We start from the raw sequence: 15,674 nt of genomic DNA on the forward strand, positions 1-15,674 counted from the left end.
ACCGGCCGCGCGTGGGCTCAGGTCAGCGCCCCCTGGTCGATCGTCCGGATGCCACGCGCGGCCAGCGCCTCGGGGGACGCGGCCACCGCGCTGGTCACCACGGTGACGTCGGCGCCGCCCTCGCGGAGCTCGTGCCAGCGCTCGAAGACCGCGCCGCCGGGGGCGAGGGCGGTGCGGGACAGGGGCAGGTCGCGCTCGTCGACGTCGACCACGACGCCGACGGTGCGGGGCGTCGGGGTCGGCGGGGTGCGCTTCGCCTCGGCGATCAGCTCGGCGAAGCGGCTTCCCACCGGCTTGACGTTGTTCTCGGTGTCCAGCAGGCCGAGGGAGTACTCCAGGTCCTTGTAGTCGCCCAGGTCGCGCGAGACGTCGTGGGAGCACCACCAGGTGATCGCGTACAGGTCCTCGGTGGTCAGCGCCGCCTGGACGGTGCGGGCGCAGAACTCCGGCATCTCGGACTCGGCCAGGTTCATCGACGGGGCGCCGACCTCCTGGAGCCAGACCTGGCGCGCCGGGTCGGTGGCGAAGGCCTTGGACAGCTCGATCATCCACTCGGCGTGCCGCACCGACTGCGGGGAGAGGGCGCCGTAGCGGGCGGCCGTGCCGTTGAAGATCCAGGAGTGCACGGTGGTCAGGTCGCCCAGGCGGGTCGCGTGGGTCGGGACGAAGGGGTGCTCGTCGCGGTACCAGAGGTGGTCGTTCTCGCTGTGGGTCACGAGGTGGCGCGGGTCGCGGTCGCGCGGGGCGGTGAGCAGCGAGGTGAGCCAGTGGGTCACCTGGTCGGTGCTCGCGGGCATCGCGGCCGGGTTGGGGCGCTGGAACTGGTTGACCTCGTTGCCCAGGGTCAGGCCCAGGAAGTTCGGGCGGTCGCGGACCGCGTCGTAGACCGCGGCGACCAGCGCCGCCTGGGCCTCCACGGCAGGCTGGTCGGTGAACATGTTGGCGCTGTGCCAGTTCACCAGCCACGCGGGCACGAAGTCGAAGCCGGACATGTGGCCCTGGATGACGTCCACGGCGACGTCCAGGCCGAACTCGGCGGCGACGTCGACCACCAGGGCGATGTCGTCGAGCGCGCGCCGCCGGATCAGGGTGCGGTTCGGCTGGAGCACCGGCCACAGCGGGAAGACGCGCACGTGGTCGACGCCCAGGGCGGCGATCGCCGCGAAGTCCGCGCGGACGACGTCGGGGTCGACGGCCATCCACTGGAACATCCAGTCCTTCGACGGGGTGTAGTTGACGCCGAACCTCGGGGTGCTCGTGGTCAAGGGCTTTCCTCGCGGTTGTTCGGAGCGGGGGCCGTGGACTCGCGCACGAGCAGGCGGCGACCGCTGACGGTCTGGGGAGCGGCGTCCTCGCCGCGGACGAGCCGTTCGAGCAGGGCGACGGCGGCGCGGGCGCTCTCCTCGACGGGGGCGTCGAAGGCGGTCAGGCGGGGGCGGACGATCGTGGACACCCAGGAGTCCTCCCAGGCGATCACCGAGAGCTGGTCGGGGACGCGGACGCCGACCTCGGGGGCGTGCGCGACGATCTCGGCGGCGACGGTCTCGCTGTCCACGATGATCGCCGTCGACTCCCCCAGCCTGCCCAGCAGGTCGGCCACCGGGTCGTCGGCCGCCTTGTCCCACGCCGCCACCTCGGCCCGCACGCCGCGCGTGAGGGCGGCCTCGCGGAAGCGCTCGTCCCTGGCCCTGGTGTGGGCCAGGCCGGGCGCGTCGGTGACGCGGGTGACGCTGCGGTGGCCGAGCCCGGCGAGGTGCTCGACGGCCTCGGCGAACGCGGTGCCGTCACCCACGGTGACCGAGGCGACCGGTCCGGGGACGGGCGCGCCGAGCAGGGCGGCGGGGGCGCCGAGCTGCTCGACCAGCGCGAGCCGGGGGTCGTCGTCGCGCACGTCGACCAGCAGGAACGCGTCGACCCGCTGCTCGCCCCACCACTGCCGGTAGAGCTGCTCCTCGTCCTCGTCGGGCCGCACGAGGGTCAGCGAGAGCGACCAGCCGAGCTCGGCGAGCGGCTCGGTCAGCCCGGCGAGCAGGCGCATGAAGAAGGGGTCGCGGCCGAACGTGCCCCGCGACCGGGCGATGACCAGGCCGAGGCTGCGCCCGCCCCCGCCGGAGACCTTGCGGCTGGCGAGGTTCGGGCGCCAGTTGAGCTCGTCGGCGGCGGCGCGGATGCGGGCCGCGGTGGCTTCGGAGACGTTCGGCCGACCGTTGAAGACGTGCGACACCGCCGACGGTGAGACGCCCGCCCTGCGGGCCACCGCCGCGATCGTCACGCGCTTCGTGCTGGGTTCACTCATGGCACCGCCGAGGCTAAGGGCATTGACCGCCGGATGTAAAGCGGTATACCTTGCTCGCCACTTCGATTGTGTACCGCTTTACAAACCCGCCCCTCAAAGGCGGTTCCGCGTATCCGGATGACGCTACGAAGCTTCCGAGGAGGGCTCTTGTCCCACTCCATCAGCAGGCGCACCCTGCTGCGCGCCGCGATCGGTGGCGGTGTCGCCGCGCCGTTCCTGGCGGGGTGCGGCGCGTTGACGCCCGCGTCCGGCAAACCCGGCGCCCTCTCGGTGCACACCCAGCTCAGCGGCGCCGTCGCGGGCGCCAAGGTGTTCGCCGACGCGGTCGCCGCCTACGAGCGGCGGACCGGTCGTCCGGTCGCGCTGCTCAAGAACGGCTCCGACCTGCCCATCGTCTTCGAGACCAGCTCGCTCGCCGGTGCGGAGGCCGACGTCGCCCTGGTGAACCTGCAGGGCCGCACGCTCTCCTGGACCGGCCTGGGGGCGACGATCCCGCTCACCGGGCTGCTCGACGAGTGGGGGCTGCGCGACAAGATCATCCCCGAGGCGCTGGCCGAGTGGACCGACGGGGACGGCAACCTGCGCGCGTTCCCGTTCACCCGCACCAACTGGCCCGTCTCGTACAACACCAGGCTGCTGGAGCAGGCGGGCGTCCAGATCCCGACGACCTCCGACGAGCTGATCGCCGTGGCGCAGGCGTTGCGCGCCAAGGGGATCGGGCCGGTGACGGTCGGCGGGTCCGACTGGAGCGGGCAGAAGATGTTCCTCCAGGTCATCCAGGGCTTCCTCACCCCCGACGAGGCGAAGGAGGTGTTCGGCAGCGGCAAGCTCTCCGAGAGCCCCGCCGCCATCGCCGGGGTGGAGCACTTCGTGGAGCTGCGGGACGCGGGCGTCTTCGTCGACGACGTGCAGGGCTACACCTCCGACTCGGAGCTGACCCAGTTCAACACCGGCAAGGCGGCGATCGTGCCCGCCATGTCGTCGGCGCTGGCGAAGGTGCCCGCCGAGCGGGCGAAGGAGGTCGTCGTCGGCGGCTGGCCCAAGCCCTCGCGCGGCGGCGTGCTGGAGCACCCGAGCGTGATCCGCAGCTTCAACGGCCACGGCATCTGGATCAGCCGCAGGGGCGCGGAGAAGCTCGACCTGATCAAGCCGTTCGTGCAGGACCTGTACAGCGACGAGGTGATCGACTCGATGATCCTGGGCTCCGGCCGGGACATGAGCCGGATCACGGACACGGTCAGCGAGGACTTCCCGCTCGTCGCGCAGGCCTCCCGCCTCACCGACCAGCAGGTCTCCCCCGTCATGCTGCCCGACCTGGTCATCCCCCAGTCAGCGTTCGAGCCGATGATCCAGGCCACGGCAGCCGCCTACGGCCCGATCCCCGCCGAACGGATCATCGAGGTCTTCGAACGGGCCTACGCCACGGTGTGAGGAAGGAGCCGACCTTGACCGCTACGACCGACGCCGTTGTCGGCGTCACGACCAGTCCAGAACCTCCCACCACGCCCGGTCGAGCCTCGCGCCCGTCCGCGCGCGACCGCTTCCCCGGCTTCGCGCTGCCCGCGCTGATCTGGTACGCGGTGTTCATGATCGGCCCGGTCCTGGCGATGATCGTCATCGGGTTCCTGTCCTGGCCGGGGATGCTCGTCCAGCCGGGGTTCGCCGGACTGGACAACTTCTCCCGCGTGTTCGCCGACGAGAACTTCTGGACCGCCGCGGGCAACTCGGCGCTGCAGATCGTGGTGGGCCTGCCGGTGATGATCGTGCTGGCGTTCCTGCTCGCGTTCTACGTCGTGCAGAAGCCGCGCGGCCACAAGGTGCTGCGGTACCTGCTCTTCGTCCCCGCGCTGATCTCCGCGCCCGCGACCGCGATGGTCTTCTACGCGGTGCTCAACCCGGACGGCCTGCTCAACGGGCTGCTGCGCCCGCTGGGCCTGGACGGCGCGGCCTGGCTCGCCGACCCCTCCACCGCGCTGGGCGCGATCGTCGCCGTCGAGCTGTGGAGCGGCATCGGCTACTCGGCGGTGCTCATCGCCTCGCGGCTCGACGGCGTGGACGCCGAGATCGTGCAGGCCTCGCGCATCGACGGCGCCGGGGACTGGCGGATCGCCTGGGGCATGTACTGGCCCATCGCCCGCGACTTCATCGGCGTCGTGACGATGCTCCAGTTCCTGTCCATGCTGTTCAACTCGGCGCAGACCGTGCTGCTGCTGACCCAGGGCGGTCCGGGGACGTCCACGACGACGCTCTCGTACCTGGTGTACCGCAAGGCGTTCGTCGAGACCGACCTCGGCTACAGCCAGGCGGTCGGCCTCATCCTCTTCGTGCTCGGCCTGCTGGGCATGGGCGCGATCCGCAGGGTGCTCCGCGCGACCTACTGACCCGAACCCGAGGAGTCCACCATGGCCGGGACCGCCCGCCGCCCCCTGCTCGACCGCGCAGGCTCGATCACCAGCGGCGCACTCGCCTGGATCTACGCCGCCCTGCTGATCGTGCCCCTGTACTACTTCATCGTGTCCTCGTTCAAGACGAACGAGGAGATCTTCGAGTCGCCGCTGGCGTTCCCGAGCACCTGGGACTTCGGGAACTTCACCACCGCGATCGACCAGGCCGACCTGGTGCCCGCGGTCGCGAACTCGGCGCTGACCACGCTCGGCGCGCTCGTGCTCACCCTGCTGCTCGCCCTGCCCGCCTCGTTCGCGCTCGCCCGGTCCACCGGCAGGCTCGGCAAGGCGGTCGAGGGCGTGTTCGCGCTGGGCTTCCTGATCCCGTCGTTCGCCGCGCTGTTCCCGACCTTCCTGCTCGCCGCGCTGCTCGGCCTGTTCCACACCCGCGCGTTCGTCGTGCTCCTGCTGCCCGCCACCGCGCTCCCGCTGTCGATCGTGATCCTGACGTCGTTCATGCGCACGATCCCGCGCGAGCTGGAGGAGGCCGCGTCGATGGACGGGGCGTCGGCGCTGCAGGTGCTGCGGCAGGTGTACCTGCCGATCTGCGTGCCGGGCATCGCGACGGTGCTGCTGCTGAACTTCCTGTCGTTCTGGAACTCCTACCTGTACCCGCTGATCCTGATCGGGCCGGACACCGCGCAGCGCACGATCCAGGTCGCGCTGCCGACGCTCAAGGTGGACGCGGGCACCGACTACGGCGCGCTGATGGCGGGCACGCTGTTCACGCTGCTGCCGGTGTACCTGGTGTACACGGTGCTCCAGCGGCAGATGCAGCGCGCGCTGGTGTCGGGGGCGGTCAAGGGATGATCACCGCTTCCGCGCTGTCGCCGCAGAACCGGGTCGGCCAGGTCAACCAGCGCCTCAAGGGCTGGGAGGCGCTGCGCTGGGTCGACGGGGCGCCTCGGGTGACCGACGTGCTCAAGCGGGAGGTCGACCGGTTCGGCGGCCTCGGCGCGATCTACGGCGTGCTGCGCGCCGACCCGTGGTCGGAGGTGAACTGGCGCAACGGGATTCCGCCCGAGCGCAGCGCGGAGGCGTGCGCGGCGGTGCAGGAGTACGTGACGCGCAACGGTTGTGGCGTGCCGGTGCTGTTCGTCGAGGAGGTCCCGCACGGGTTGCAGGCGCTCGGCGGGACGACGCTGCCGGTGAACCTCGCGCTCGGGGCGGGCATGGACGCCGGGCTGACCGAGGAGCTGGCGGCGGCGGTGGCCGCCGAGGTCCGGGCCAGGGGCACGCACGTGGCGCTGGTGTCGGGGCTGGACGTGCTGCGCGATCCGCGCTGGGGGCGCGCCGAGGAGTGCTTCGGCGAGGACCCGGCGCTGGCCGCGCTGCTGGTGGCCGCGACCGTGCGCGGGATGCAGGGGACGGCTCCGGGTCCGATCGGCGCGGGGCGCGTCGCGGTGGTGGCCAAGCACCTGGCGGCCCAGGGCGCCGGGATCGGCGGGCGCAACGGTTCCGGCGCGCCGATCGGGCCCAGGGAGCTGGGCGAGGTCCACCTGCGGCCCGCGCACGCGGCGGCGCGCGCCGGGGTGGCCGGGTTCATGGCCGCCTACAACGACGTCGACGGCGTGCCGTGCACCGGGAACCGGGAGCTGCTGACGGGCGTGCTGCGGGAGGACTGGGGCTGGGACGGGATCGTCATGGCCGACGGCACCGCGATCGACCGGTTGCGCGACAGCACCCCCGACCCGGCGGCCGCGGCGGCGCTGGCCCTGCGCGCCGGGGTCGACCTGAGCCTGTGGGACGAGGCGTTCACGCACCTCGGGGAGGCGCTGGACCGGGGGCTGGTGGCGGAGGCCGAGCTGGACCGCGCGGTCGACCGGGTGCTCGCGCTCAAGCGGCGGGTCGGGCTGCTGGACGAGCCGGCGGCGTCCGGGCCTGCGGCGTCGGGGCCGGCGGCGTCGGTGCCGGTGGCGTCCGGGCCGGTGGCGTCGGGGCCGGTGGTGGACCTGCCCGCGTCGCGTAACGTGGCCCGGCTGGTCGACCGGGCCGCCCGGCAGGCCGTGGTCCTGGTGCGGGACGACGGGGTGCTGCCGCTCGACCCGTCCGGCGTGGTCGCGCTGATCGGCCCGAACGCCGACGACCTGGACGCGCAGCTCGGCGACTACACCCCGCCTCGGCCCGCCGACGACCCCGGCGCGTCGACCGTGCGCTCGGCGCTCGTGGCGCGGCTGGGCGAGGAGCGGGTGCCGCACGCGCCCGGCTCGCGGGTGCGCAGCGCGCTCGGCCCGGACGCGCTCGCGGCGGCGCGGGACGCGGTCGACCGCGCCGACGTCTGCGTGCTGGTGCTCGGCGGCACGAGCAAGCGGAGCTACGACGACGAGTTCGCCGACAACGGGGCGGTCGCGGAGTCGGCGGCGGACACGACCAACGGGGAGGGCGTCGACCTGGCCTCGATCGCGCTTCCCCTGCCGCAACTGGAACTCGCGCGTGCGGCCCGGTCGAGCGGCAAGCCGGTCGTGGCCGTGGTCGTCGACGGCCGACCGCGCGCGCTCACCGAACTGGCCGGGCTGGTGGACGCGCTGCTCGTGGTGCCCTTCCCCGGCCCGAGCGGGGGTGCGGCGGTCGTGGGCGCGCTGCTCGACGGCACCGCGTCGGGTCGGCTGCCCGCGTCGTTCCCGGTGGCCGACGGGGTCTTCCCGGTGGCGCACGACGAGCGGGTGGAGACCGCGCGCGGGTACGCCGACCAGCGGCGCCCGGTGGGCATCCCCTTCGGCAGCGGTTCGCCGCCCTCGGTCACCACGCGGGTCCGCGAAGGCGAGCACCGGATTTCCGCCGCCGCGCTGGAGAGCGGCGGTTCGCTGCGGGTCGCGGTGGAGGTGGTGAGCACCGGCGGGCCGCGATCCGTGGCCGTGCCGCTCTACGGCCGCCGCCACGAGCTGGGCGTGCGCCCGCGCCGCCGGACCCTGCTGGCCGTGCGGCGCGTGCTGTGCGAGCCGGGCGAATCCGTGGTGGAGTTCGCGCTGGGCCTGGACGAGCTGGGCTCGTGGGCCACCGGGCGGCCGGTCGCGCTCCCGGTGGAGATCGGCGCGTGGAGCGGCGACGAGGTGGACGAACCGGCTGACGCGGTGCGGATCAGCGTCACCGACGAGGGAGGGAGCACGCTGTGGCGACGGTGAGCGAGACGATCGGCGCGGCGGCGGCCCGCGTGCGGGCGACGTCCGGCGAACGGATCGGCGCGATGGTGGAGGCCGCGCTGCTGCGCACGCTGCGGGACACCGTCACGATCGGCGCGGACGGCAGCGCGTTCGTCATCACCGGCGACATCCCCGCCATGTGGATGCGCGACTCCACCACGCAGCTGACGCCGTACCTGCGGTTCCTCGCCGAGTGCCCGCCGCTGGCCGAGCTCGTGGCCGCCGTGGTGCGCAGGCAGTTCGCCTGCCTGGACCACGACCCGTACGCGAACGCGTTCAACGACGGACCGACCGGCGCCCGGTACGAGCCGGAGGACCTGTGCGCGGACCCGCACGTGTGGGAGCAGAAGTACGAGATCGACAGCCTGGCCTATCCGGTCGCGCTCGCGCACGCGCTGTGGCGGTCGACCGGCGACGCCGGGGTGTTCGACGAGCGCGCGCGCCGCGTGCTGCGCACGATCGTCGCGCAGCTGCGCCTTGAGCAGCGGCACGACGAGTCCCCGTACCGCTTCGAGCGGCCGGGCGCGAAGTCGACCGAGACCCTGGCGCGCGGCGGTCGCGGCACGCCCGTGGCGGTGACGGGCCTGACGTGGAGCGGTTTCCGGCCCTCGGACGACGCTTGCACCTACGGGTACAACATCCCGGCCAACCTGTTCGCGGCGCAGGCGCTGCGGGCGATCGCCGAGATCGCCGAGGAGGTGTTGGGCGACAGCGGTGTGGCCGCCGACGCCCGCGCGCTGTCCGCTGAGCTGGTCGCCGCCGTGCGGACGCACGGCGTGGTGGAGCACGGGGGCGAGCGCGTCTACGCGTACGAGGTCGACGGCCTGGGCGGGGTGCTGCTGATGGACGACGCGAACACCCCGTCGCTGCTGTCGCTCCCCCTGCACGCGCCCGACGTGGTCGACGCGGAGGTGTGGCGGGCGACGCGGGCGCTGGTGCTGAGCGACGCGAACCCGTACTACTTCCGGGGCGAGGTGGCGAGCGGGATCGGCAGCCCGCACACGAAACCGGGCCGGGTGTGGCCGATCGCGCTGGCCGTGGAGGGCCTGACGGGCACCCCGGCGGACCGGCGGCGACTGCTCCGGCTGATCGCCGACACCGACGCGGGCACCGGCCACGTGCACGAGAGCTTCGACCCCTCGGACCCGACGTCGTTCTCGCGGCCGTGGTTCTCCTGGGCGGACTCGATGTTCTGCGAACTGGCGCTGGCGGTGGCCGACGACGTGGAGCGGGGCGACGGGGCGCCCGCCTGACCGGTCAGCCCGCGTCCTCGCGGGGTTCCAGCGCGGGCAGCCAGTTCTCGGCGACGGCGTCCAGCTCGGTCCTGGTGAGCGGGTCGCCGAGGGGGGTCGTGGCCGGGGCGCGGAGGCCGTCGAGGACGAGGGCGAGGTAGCGGGTGTGCAGGCCGGGGCGGACCGGGTCGGCGTGCAGGGCCAGTTCGCTGATCATGGCCATGACGACCGGCAGGTCCTCGGCGGTGACGTCGGGGCGCAGGCTTCCCTCGGTCCTGGCCCGCTCGACCAGGTCGCGCAGCAGGGGTTCCATGCGGTCGCCGAACTCGCGGAACGCCTCGGGGCGGTGGCCGCGCGCCAGTGCGACGTCGCGCAGGCCCTGGTCGGAGGCGTGCAGGCGGGCGGCGGTGGTCAGGACGTCGACCAGGCCGTCCCAGCCGGTGGGGGCGCGCAGGGCGGCCTCGGCCGTGGCGACCAGGCCCGCGAGGTGCTGCCGGTAGACGGCTTCCACCAGTTGCTCCTTGGTCGGGAAGCGGCGGTAGACGGTGCCGAGGCCGACGCCCGCCTCGTCCGCGACGTTGTGGAACGTGCCCGCGAGGCCGCGCCGGGCGAAGACCTCCCCGGCGGCGCTGACGATGCGGTCCCGGTTGAGCTGCGCGTCGCGGCGCAGCGGTCGGTCCTGGGCGGTGGGCACGCCCGCGATCCTAGCGAAGTGGACCAGGGTGGTCAGCTTCTGTGATCCACTCCACCAAGTGGACCAAGTTGGTCCACTTGTCCGTACGGTGAAAAAGCGGACCAACCTGGTCCACTTTTCCCGGTGCGGGCAGAGGAGAACACCCATGACCAAGCGGGCTCTTGTCGTCGGGCTCGGCATCACCGGCCTGGCCACCGCCGTGCGCCTGCGGCAGATCGGCTGGGAGCCGGTGATCGTGGAGCGGGCGGCGGACCGGCGCAGCGGCGGGTACTTCATCATGCTGTTCGGCGCGGGCGAGGCAGCCGCCGAGCGGCTCGGCGCGCTCGACGGGATCGGCACCCGCAGCGGGCCGGAGGCCACGTCCTTCGCGGTCGACCGCGACGGCGCGCGCACGCCCGCGCTGATGCCGTCGAACCTGCCCGGCGAGCCCAGGATGCTGCTGCGCGGCGACATCGAGCGGGCGCTGTTCTCCGTGCTGCCGGACGACGTGGAGATCCGCTACTCGACCGTGCCCACGGCCGTCGAGCAGGACGCCGACGGCGTGCGGGTCACCTTGCACGACACCGCGGCGGGCACCACGGGGGTGGAGCGGTTCGACCTGGTCGTCGGGGCGGACGGGATGCGCGGGGCGGTGCGGCGGCTGGTCTTCGGCGCGGACTTCCTGCACCCGCTGAACTTCATGATCGGCGCCTGCCTGCTGGACCGGCCGCTCACCGGCTTCACGATGTCCGAGGGCCTGTGGCTGACCGAGCCGGGGCGCTCGGCGATCGCGTTCTCCTTCACCGACCGCCCGTCGAGCCTGCTGCTCACGTACCGCACCGACGACCCCGGCGCCGAGTTCGCCCGCGCCCCGGTCGACGCCCTGCGCGCGGCGTTCGGCCCGGAGCCCGCGGGTCCCGTGCTGGGCGAGCTGCTCGACCGGTACGCGGAGGCGCCGGAGGCGCTGTTCGACTCGGTCCAGCAGGTGCGGATGCCGAGGTGGAGCGAGGGCCGGGTGGTGCTGGCCGGGGACGCCGCCTGGTGCCTGACGCTGTACTCCGGGATGGGCGCGTCGACCGGCATGGCGGGCGCGGACCTGCTCGGCACGCTGCTCCAGCGCCACCCGGACGACGTCGGCGCCGCGCTGGCCGAGTGGGAGGCGCGCCTGCGGCCGTACGTGGAGGGGCAGCAGGAGTCGGCGCTGACCGACCGGCTGCTGTTCGTGGCCGGGGACGAGCGGGAGCACGCGCTGCGGACGGGGATGATGAGCGGGGCGGCGGGTGGTTCCGGCGCGCAGGCGCTCGTCGGGTTCGCGGAGAAGAACCGCGACATCGCCGCGCCCTGAAAGCGGTCACCCTCACCGCGACCCGCTGGCCACCGGACTCCACCGGGCCCACGTTGGCGGAGACGCCGTTCTTCAGCACTCCGGGCCCCGACGGGCCGAAGGACAAGAACGGCGCCTCGTCGGTGGACGACTTCAGCCGGTGAGCGGGCGGGTCCCGAACGCCGTACTTGAAATTTCATCGATTTGACCGATAGTGGGAAGCGCCGCCGCGAACGACGTCCGACAGGAGTGTCATGCGGAACCGCTTCACCCGACTGCTGGCCGCGTCCGGCGCGGCGCTCGTGCTCTCCGCCCTGGCGACGGCCCCCGCGCACGCGCTGGTCGACTGCGCGCCCGACCCGTGGGAGATCGACGACGTCCCCGGCGCGGCGGCGGCCCCGATCGCGCCGGGCGAGACCGCGCACCGGGCCATCTGCCAGGAACGCGACCCGCTGCCCGGCAAGACGCAGGCGCGGGACGTCGACTGGTTCGAGTTCACCGCCGTCGAGGGCCAGGCCTACACCGCGGAGGCCGTGCAGGTCGGCGCGGGCCTGGTCAACAACGCCGACCGGGGCGGGCTCGGCGTCGGCTTCCACCGGGTCGAGGCGGACGGCTCGCTGACCTCGGTCGAGCAGAACACCAGCCCCAACGGCGACCGCTCCACCAGCGTCCCGCTGAGCGCGGGCGCCTACCGGATCGGGGCGGCGACCAGCGACCAGCAGGTGTACCCGAAGGACAACGTGCTGGCGACGAAGACCGTCCAGGGCGCGGACGGCCTGTACGGCATCCGCCTGACCGCGACCGCGCCCCCGCCGGTGCTGTCGTCGCTGACGATCAGCCCGAACGCCGTCAAGGGCGGCGACACGGCCACCGCCACCCTGGTGTTCAGCAGCCCGGTCCTGAAGGGCGGCACGTACTTCTCCCTCTCCAGCAACGATTTGTACGTCGCCAACCCGACGGGCAGCCGGGTCGTGCCGGAGGGCACGACGACGGTGAAGATCCCGGTGAACACCCGCCGCGTCCCGGCCGACACGCCGGTGACGTTCACCGGCCAGGTGGTGTGGGTCGGCGACCGGCTGACCGACGTGCTGACCGTGCACGGCGGCTGACCGGCCGCGTCGCGCCCGCCGCAGGCGACTGCGGCGGGCGCGGTGTCCCCCGGGGAGGTCGCGGGGTCACTGCACCCAGGCGCTGTTGGCCGCGATGTTCAGCTCGGACTGGCTGGAGCCCGCGTCGACCGGGTACGGGTGGCCGGTGCAGTCGTCGGTGAGGAACAGCGCCATGGTCTTGGTCGAGGTGTTGACCGCCGAGCGAGCCCGCTCGCCCCAGCCGTGCTCGACCAGGTCGACGCAGGTGGCGGTGCCGGGCGGGAACGGGGAGACGGTGAAGCGGGTCCCGGTGAAGCCGGTCCGGTCCCACAGGCAGAGCGTGCCCGCGAACTCGCAGGTCGCCTGGGCCGGGGCGTCCGCGACGGCGGTGGCCGCGTGCGCGCCGGGGGCGGCGGCGAGCGCGAGCAGAGCGGTGGCGAGCGCGGCGATCGGCTTGCTGGTGGTCATCGCTTCTCCTTGTCCTGCGACAGGTGTGCGCAGCGGCGAGGTCGCCCACCGGGTTTCCCTTGCGCCCTGACGAGACCACCGGACGGCAGGCGCGTCAAGGCCGGTCCCGGAGGCGTGTTCGCCGCGCATCGGGAAGGCGAACCCGGTGTCGGTCGCGGCGCGCGCACGGGGCGGGAAAACGGTTTTCACGGTCCCCGACGCCCCCGCTAGGGTCACCAGCCGCCACAGCGGATCGCCGGAACCGGGAGCCTGGACCCATGCCGTCGACGCGGAGCAGGGGCGGTCCGGTGCTGATCGCGGCGCTGGTGGTGGACTCGGTGGGCAACGGGATGTTCGTGCCGCTGGCGCTGCTGTTCTTCACCAGGCTCACCGAGGTGCCGCTCACCCTGATCGGGGTGCTGGTGAGCCTGGCGAACGCGCTCACCCTGCCGATCCCGGTGCTGGCGGGCTGGCTGGCCGACCGGGTCGGGCCGCTGCCGCTGGTGGTGGGCGCGCAGGTCGCGCAGGGGTGGGGATATCTGGCCTACACCGCGGTGGACGGGCCGGTGGGGATCTTCCTCAGCTCCGGGCTGGTGGCGGTGGGTGTGCGCTTCTTCTGGTCGAGCGTGTTCACCGCCGTCGCGGACTTCGCCGACGGCAGCACCAGGGCGATGAGCAAGGACCAGTGGTTCGCCTGGGCGAACATGGCCCGCACGGCGGGGCTTGGCGTCGGCGGGCTGGTCACGGCGGCGGTGGTCACCTCCGGCGACGACGCCGTCCACCGGGGCGTCGCGGTCGGCTCGGCGGCGTGCTACCTGCTGGCGGGGGCGGCGATCGGGGCGTTCGTGCGCGCGCCGAGGCGGGAGCGCGAGGCGGCGGGTGACGGCGGCTACCGGGCGATGCTGCGCGACCGGCCGTTCCTGGCGCTCACCGGGATCAACTCGGTGTTCGCGATGACCAGCCTGATGCTGGCGCTCGGGCTGCCGGTCTTCGTGGTGGAGGCGCTGCGGGCGCCCGCGTGGCTGGCTCCGGTGGTGCTGGTGGGCAACACGCTGGTGCTGTCGCTGCTGGCCGCGCCCGTGGTGAAGCGGTTGGCCCCGTTCCGGCGCACCAGGGTGCTGGTGGCCGCCGCCGCGCTGTGGGCCGGGTGGTGCCTGCTGTTCGCGGCGCTCGGGCCGGGTCGCCTCCTCTGGGTGGTCCCGGTGCTGCTGGTGGCGACGGCGCTGTTCACGGCGGCGGAGCTGGTGCACGCGCCGGTGTCGATGGCGCTGGCCACGGCACTGGCCCCGCCGTCCGCGCGGGGGCGGTACCTGGCCTCGTTCCAGTACTCGTTCACGGTGGCGAGCATCGTGGGGCCCGCGTTCTTCACGTCGCTGTTCGAGGTGCGGCACTGGTTGCCGTGGCTGGCGCTGGCGGCGGTGAACGGGCTGGCGGGGGCGGCGGTGCTGCGGCTGGAGCGGGTGGTCCCGGCGGCGGCGCGGCGGGCGCGGGACGAGGGCGCGCTCGCTGCGGGGTGACGGTCAGGCGGTGCTGCCGCCGTCCGCGAGCAGGGTGCTGCCGGTCATGAAGGCGGCCAGGTCCGAGGCGCAGAACAGGGCGACGCGGGCGATGTCGTCCGGCACGCCGGGGCGGCCGATCGGGCCGTTGAGCATGAGCGGGGTCGGGGGCTGGTCGGCGGGGTGGGGTGCGGCGGCTGCGGCGGCGAGGTTGCCCTCGGTGGGGACGTGGCTGGGGGCGACGCCGAGCACGCGGATGCCCAGCGGGGCCAGTTCCAGGGCGAGTTCGCGGGTCAGGCCCCGGACGGCGTGCTTGGAGCCGACGTAGGCGGCCAGGCCCGGCGCGCTGCCCCGGAAGCCCGCCGTGGACACGATGTTCACGATCGCGCCGCCCTCGGTCATGCGCTTGGCGGCCTCGCGGGCGCCCACGAAGGTGCCGCGCGCGTTCACCGCGAACACCCGGTCCCAGGTGTCGTCGGCCAGCTCCAGCGCGGGCACGGCGGGGAAGACGCCCGCGTTGTTGACCCAGACCTCCAGTCCGCCCAGCTCGTCGACCGCGCGGTCGGCGGCGGCGGCGACCGAGGCGCTGTCGGTGACGTCCATGGCGCAGCCGAGGGCGCGCACCCCGTGCAGGCGGGCGACGTCCTCGGCGGCGGTGGTGGCGAGGTCGGCGTCGACGTCGCCGATCACCAGGTCGGCGCCCGCCTCGGCCAGGCGCAGGGCGATGGCCTTGCCGAGCCCGCGCCCGCCGCCGGTGACGACGGCGCGGCGCCCGGCGAGGGAGATCAGGTCGGCCAGCGGTCGGGCGGACACGTCGGCGGTGGTCATGGCGGGTTCCTCTCGGTGGGTCCGGGGACGGTAACCGCTGCGGTCAGCAAAAGGCAACACTGTGGTGCCATTTGCCGGGCGGCTAGGCTTTTCCGGTGACCGAGCCGAGCAGGCGCACCAGGGGTGTGCAGCACGGGCCGCGCAGCCGCCAGGTGGTGGAGGCGGTGCGCGCCGCGACCCTGGCCGAGCTGGCCAGGGCGGGTTTCACCGGCGTCACCATGGACGGCGTGGCCAGGGCGGCGGGCGTGAACCGCACGACCCTCTACCGGCGGTGGCCGACGAAGGCCGCGCTGCTGGCGGACGTGGTGGAACCGCTGCTGGCGCGCTACGACGCCGATCCGGGCACCGGGTCGCTGCGCGGGGACCTGCTGGCGCTGATGACCGCGATCCGGGACAACGCGGCCCGCCCCGAGGGGCGGGCGCTGATCGCGGCGGCGACGACCGGGGCGCCGGAGCTGGGCGAACTGGTGCGGGCGGCGAACGCGCGCACGCTGGCGCCGTTCCACCGGGCGCTGGCGCGCGCGGGCGAGCGGGGCGAGCTGGAAGGGCTGGGGGACGCGGAGGTGATCGCGCACCTGGTGTTCCACGGGGTGGTGATGTGGGAGCAGGCCCACGGCGCGCCGCCGGGGGACGTGGACCTCGATCGGATCCTGGGCGCGCTGCTGCCGGGACGGGGCTGAGCGGGCGCTCGCACCGGTCCTTGTCA

Annotated in this window: 14 protein-coding genes; 9 read left to right on the forward strand and 5 right to left on the reverse strand. The window is 73.8% G+C overall.

Features of this window, described 5'->3' with window-relative positions; all coding sequences use genetic code 11:
• Positions 1–17 precede the first annotated feature (17 nt).
• Both AMIR_RS22920 and AMIR_RS22925 read right to left on the reverse strand, forming a co-directional pair.
• Positions 18–1,265: a glycoside hydrolase 5 family protein gene (locus tag AMIR_RS22920; RefSeq protein WP_015803327.1), complete on the reverse strand. Its 1,248-nt coding sequence runs from the start codon at positions 1,263–1,265 to the stop codon at positions 18–20.
• Entirely contained in the window at positions 1,262–2,296 is a 1,035-nt protein-coding gene (locus AMIR_RS22925; protein WP_015803328.1) for a LacI family DNA-binding transcriptional regulator, read from the reverse strand. The genes AMIR_RS22920 and AMIR_RS22925 overlap by 4 nt, the downstream gene beginning before the upstream one ends.
• Positions 2,297–2,443: 147 nt before the next feature.
• Between AMIR_RS22925 and AMIR_RS22930 the strand changes: the two genes are divergently transcribed.
• The 5 genes from AMIR_RS22930 to AMIR_RS22950 are packed head-to-tail and all read left to right on the forward strand — an operon-like array spanning position 2,444 to position 9,133.
• Positions 2,444–3,727, forward strand: a complete 1,284-nt coding sequence (locus AMIR_RS22930; RefSeq protein ID WP_015803329.1) for an ABC transporter substrate-binding protein — start codon at positions 2,444–2,446, stop codon at positions 3,725–3,727.
• A 14-nt stretch (positions 3,728–3,741) separates the two neighbouring features.
• Complete coding sequence (locus AMIR_RS22935; protein WP_015803330.1) at positions 3,742–4,677, forward strand: carbohydrate ABC transporter permease; 936 nt, start codon at positions 3,742–3,744, stop codon at positions 4,675–4,677.
• Between the two features lie 21 nt (positions 4,678–4,698).
• Positions 4,699–5,550 carry a carbohydrate ABC transporter permease gene (locus AMIR_RS22940; protein WP_015803331.1) on the forward strand — a complete coding sequence of 284 codons (852 nt, stop codon included), beginning with the start codon at positions 4,699–4,701 and terminating at the stop codon, positions 5,548–5,550.
• Positions 5,547–7,862 carry a glycoside hydrolase family 3 protein gene (locus tag AMIR_RS42895; protein ID WP_015803332.1) on the forward strand — a complete coding sequence of 772 codons (2,316 nt, stop codon included), beginning with the start codon at positions 5,547–5,549 and terminating at the stop codon, positions 7,860–7,862. Before AMIR_RS22940 ends, AMIR_RS42895 begins: the two co-directional genes overlap by 4 nt.
• On the forward strand, positions 7,850–9,133 hold the full coding sequence (locus AMIR_RS22950) for a glycoside hydrolase family 125 protein (RefSeq protein WP_015803333.1): 1,284 nt from the start codon (positions 7,850–7,852) through the stop codon (positions 9,131–9,133). Before AMIR_RS42895 ends, AMIR_RS22950 begins: the two co-directional genes overlap by 13 nt.
• A gap of 4 nt (positions 9,134–9,137) precedes the next feature.
• On the opposite strand, the gene AMIR_RS22955 is transcribed toward AMIR_RS22950, so the two are convergent.
• On the reverse strand, positions 9,138–9,806 hold the full coding sequence (locus tag AMIR_RS22955; protein ID WP_015803334.1) for a TetR/AcrR family transcriptional regulator: 669 nt from the start codon (positions 9,804–9,806) through the stop codon (positions 9,138–9,140).
• A 145-nt stretch (positions 9,807–9,951) separates the two neighbouring features.
• On the opposite strand from AMIR_RS22955, the gene AMIR_RS22960 reads away from it, so the two are divergent.
• Together AMIR_RS22960 and AMIR_RS22965 are read left to right on the forward strand one after the other, a co-directional pair.
• Positions 9,952–11,130 (forward strand): FAD-dependent monooxygenase, encoded by a 1,179-nt coding sequence (locus tag AMIR_RS22960; RefSeq protein WP_015803335.1) that lies wholly within the window; start codon positions 9,952–9,954, stop codon positions 11,128–11,130.
• A 233-nt stretch (positions 11,131–11,363) separates the two neighbouring features.
• Complete coding sequence (locus AMIR_RS22965) at positions 11,364–12,218, forward strand: hypothetical protein (protein ID WP_015803336.1); 855 nt, start codon at positions 11,364–11,366, stop codon at positions 12,216–12,218.
• Positions 12,219–12,284: 66 nt separating this feature from the next.
• On the opposite strand, the gene AMIR_RS36070 is transcribed toward AMIR_RS22965, so the two are convergent.
• Positions 12,285–12,665 (reverse strand): peptidase inhibitor family I36 protein, encoded by a 381-nt coding sequence (locus AMIR_RS36070; RefSeq protein ID WP_015803337.1) that lies wholly within the window; start codon positions 12,663–12,665, stop codon positions 12,285–12,287.
• 257 nt (positions 12,666–12,922) lie between these two features.
• Between AMIR_RS36070 and AMIR_RS22975 the strand changes: the two genes are divergently transcribed.
• Positions 12,923–14,161 (forward strand): MFS transporter, encoded by a 1,239-nt coding sequence (locus AMIR_RS22975; protein ID WP_015803338.1) that lies wholly within the window; start codon positions 12,923–12,925, stop codon positions 14,159–14,161.
• A 3-nt stretch (positions 14,162–14,164) separates the two neighbouring features.
• Here the strand turns inward: AMIR_RS22975 and AMIR_RS22980 are convergent, their stop codons facing one another.
• Entirely contained in the window at positions 14,165–14,968 is an 804-nt protein-coding gene (locus AMIR_RS22980; protein ID WP_015803339.1) for an SDR family NAD(P)-dependent oxidoreductase, read from the reverse strand.
• A 95-nt stretch (positions 14,969–15,063) separates the two neighbouring features.
• Between AMIR_RS22980 and AMIR_RS36075 the strand changes: the two genes are divergently transcribed.
• Positions 15,064–15,648: a TetR/AcrR family transcriptional regulator gene (locus tag AMIR_RS36075; protein WP_015803340.1), complete on the forward strand. Its 585-nt coding sequence runs from the start codon at positions 15,064–15,066 to the stop codon at positions 15,646–15,648.
• Positions 15,649–15,674 lie beyond the last annotated feature (26 nt).

The sequence above is a fragment of the Actinosynnema mirum DSM 43827 genome (assembly GCF_000023245.1).
Classification (GTDB): domain Bacteria; phylum Actinomycetota; class Actinomycetes; order Mycobacteriales; family Pseudonocardiaceae; genus Actinosynnema; species Actinosynnema mirum.

Excerpts from the sequence above, each read along its gene's own strand:
- AMIR_RS22925 (WP_015803328.1), bottom strand. The coding sequence starts at position 2,296 with ATGAGTGAACCCAGCACGAAGCGCGTGACGATCGCGGCGGTGGCCCGC.
- AMIR_RS22940 (WP_015803331.1), top strand. The coding sequence starts at position 4,699 with ATGGCCGGGACCGCCCGCCGCCCCCTGCTCGACCGCGCAGGCTCGATC.
- AMIR_RS42895 (WP_015803332.1), top strand. The coding sequence starts at position 5,547 with ATGATCACCGCTTCCGCGCTGTCGCCGCAGAACCGGGTCGGCCAGGTC.
- AMIR_RS22960 (WP_015803335.1), top strand. The coding sequence starts at position 9,952 with ATGACCAAGCGGGCTCTTGTCGTCGGGCTCGGCATCACCGGCCTGGCC.
- AMIR_RS22965 (WP_015803336.1), top strand. The coding sequence starts at position 11,364 with ATGCGGAACCGCTTCACCCGACTGCTGGCCGCGTCCGGCGCGGCGCTC.
- AMIR_RS36070 (WP_015803337.1), bottom strand. The coding sequence starts at position 12,665 with ATGACCACCAGCAAGCCGATCGCCGCGCTCGCCACCGCTCTGCTCGCG.
- AMIR_RS22975 (WP_015803338.1), top strand. The coding sequence starts at position 12,923 with ATGCCGTCGACGCGGAGCAGGGGCGGTCCGGTGCTGATCGCGGCGCTG.
- AMIR_RS22980 (WP_015803339.1), bottom strand. The coding sequence starts at position 14,968 with ATGACCACCGCCGACGTGTCCGCCCGACCGCTGGCCGACCTGATCTCC.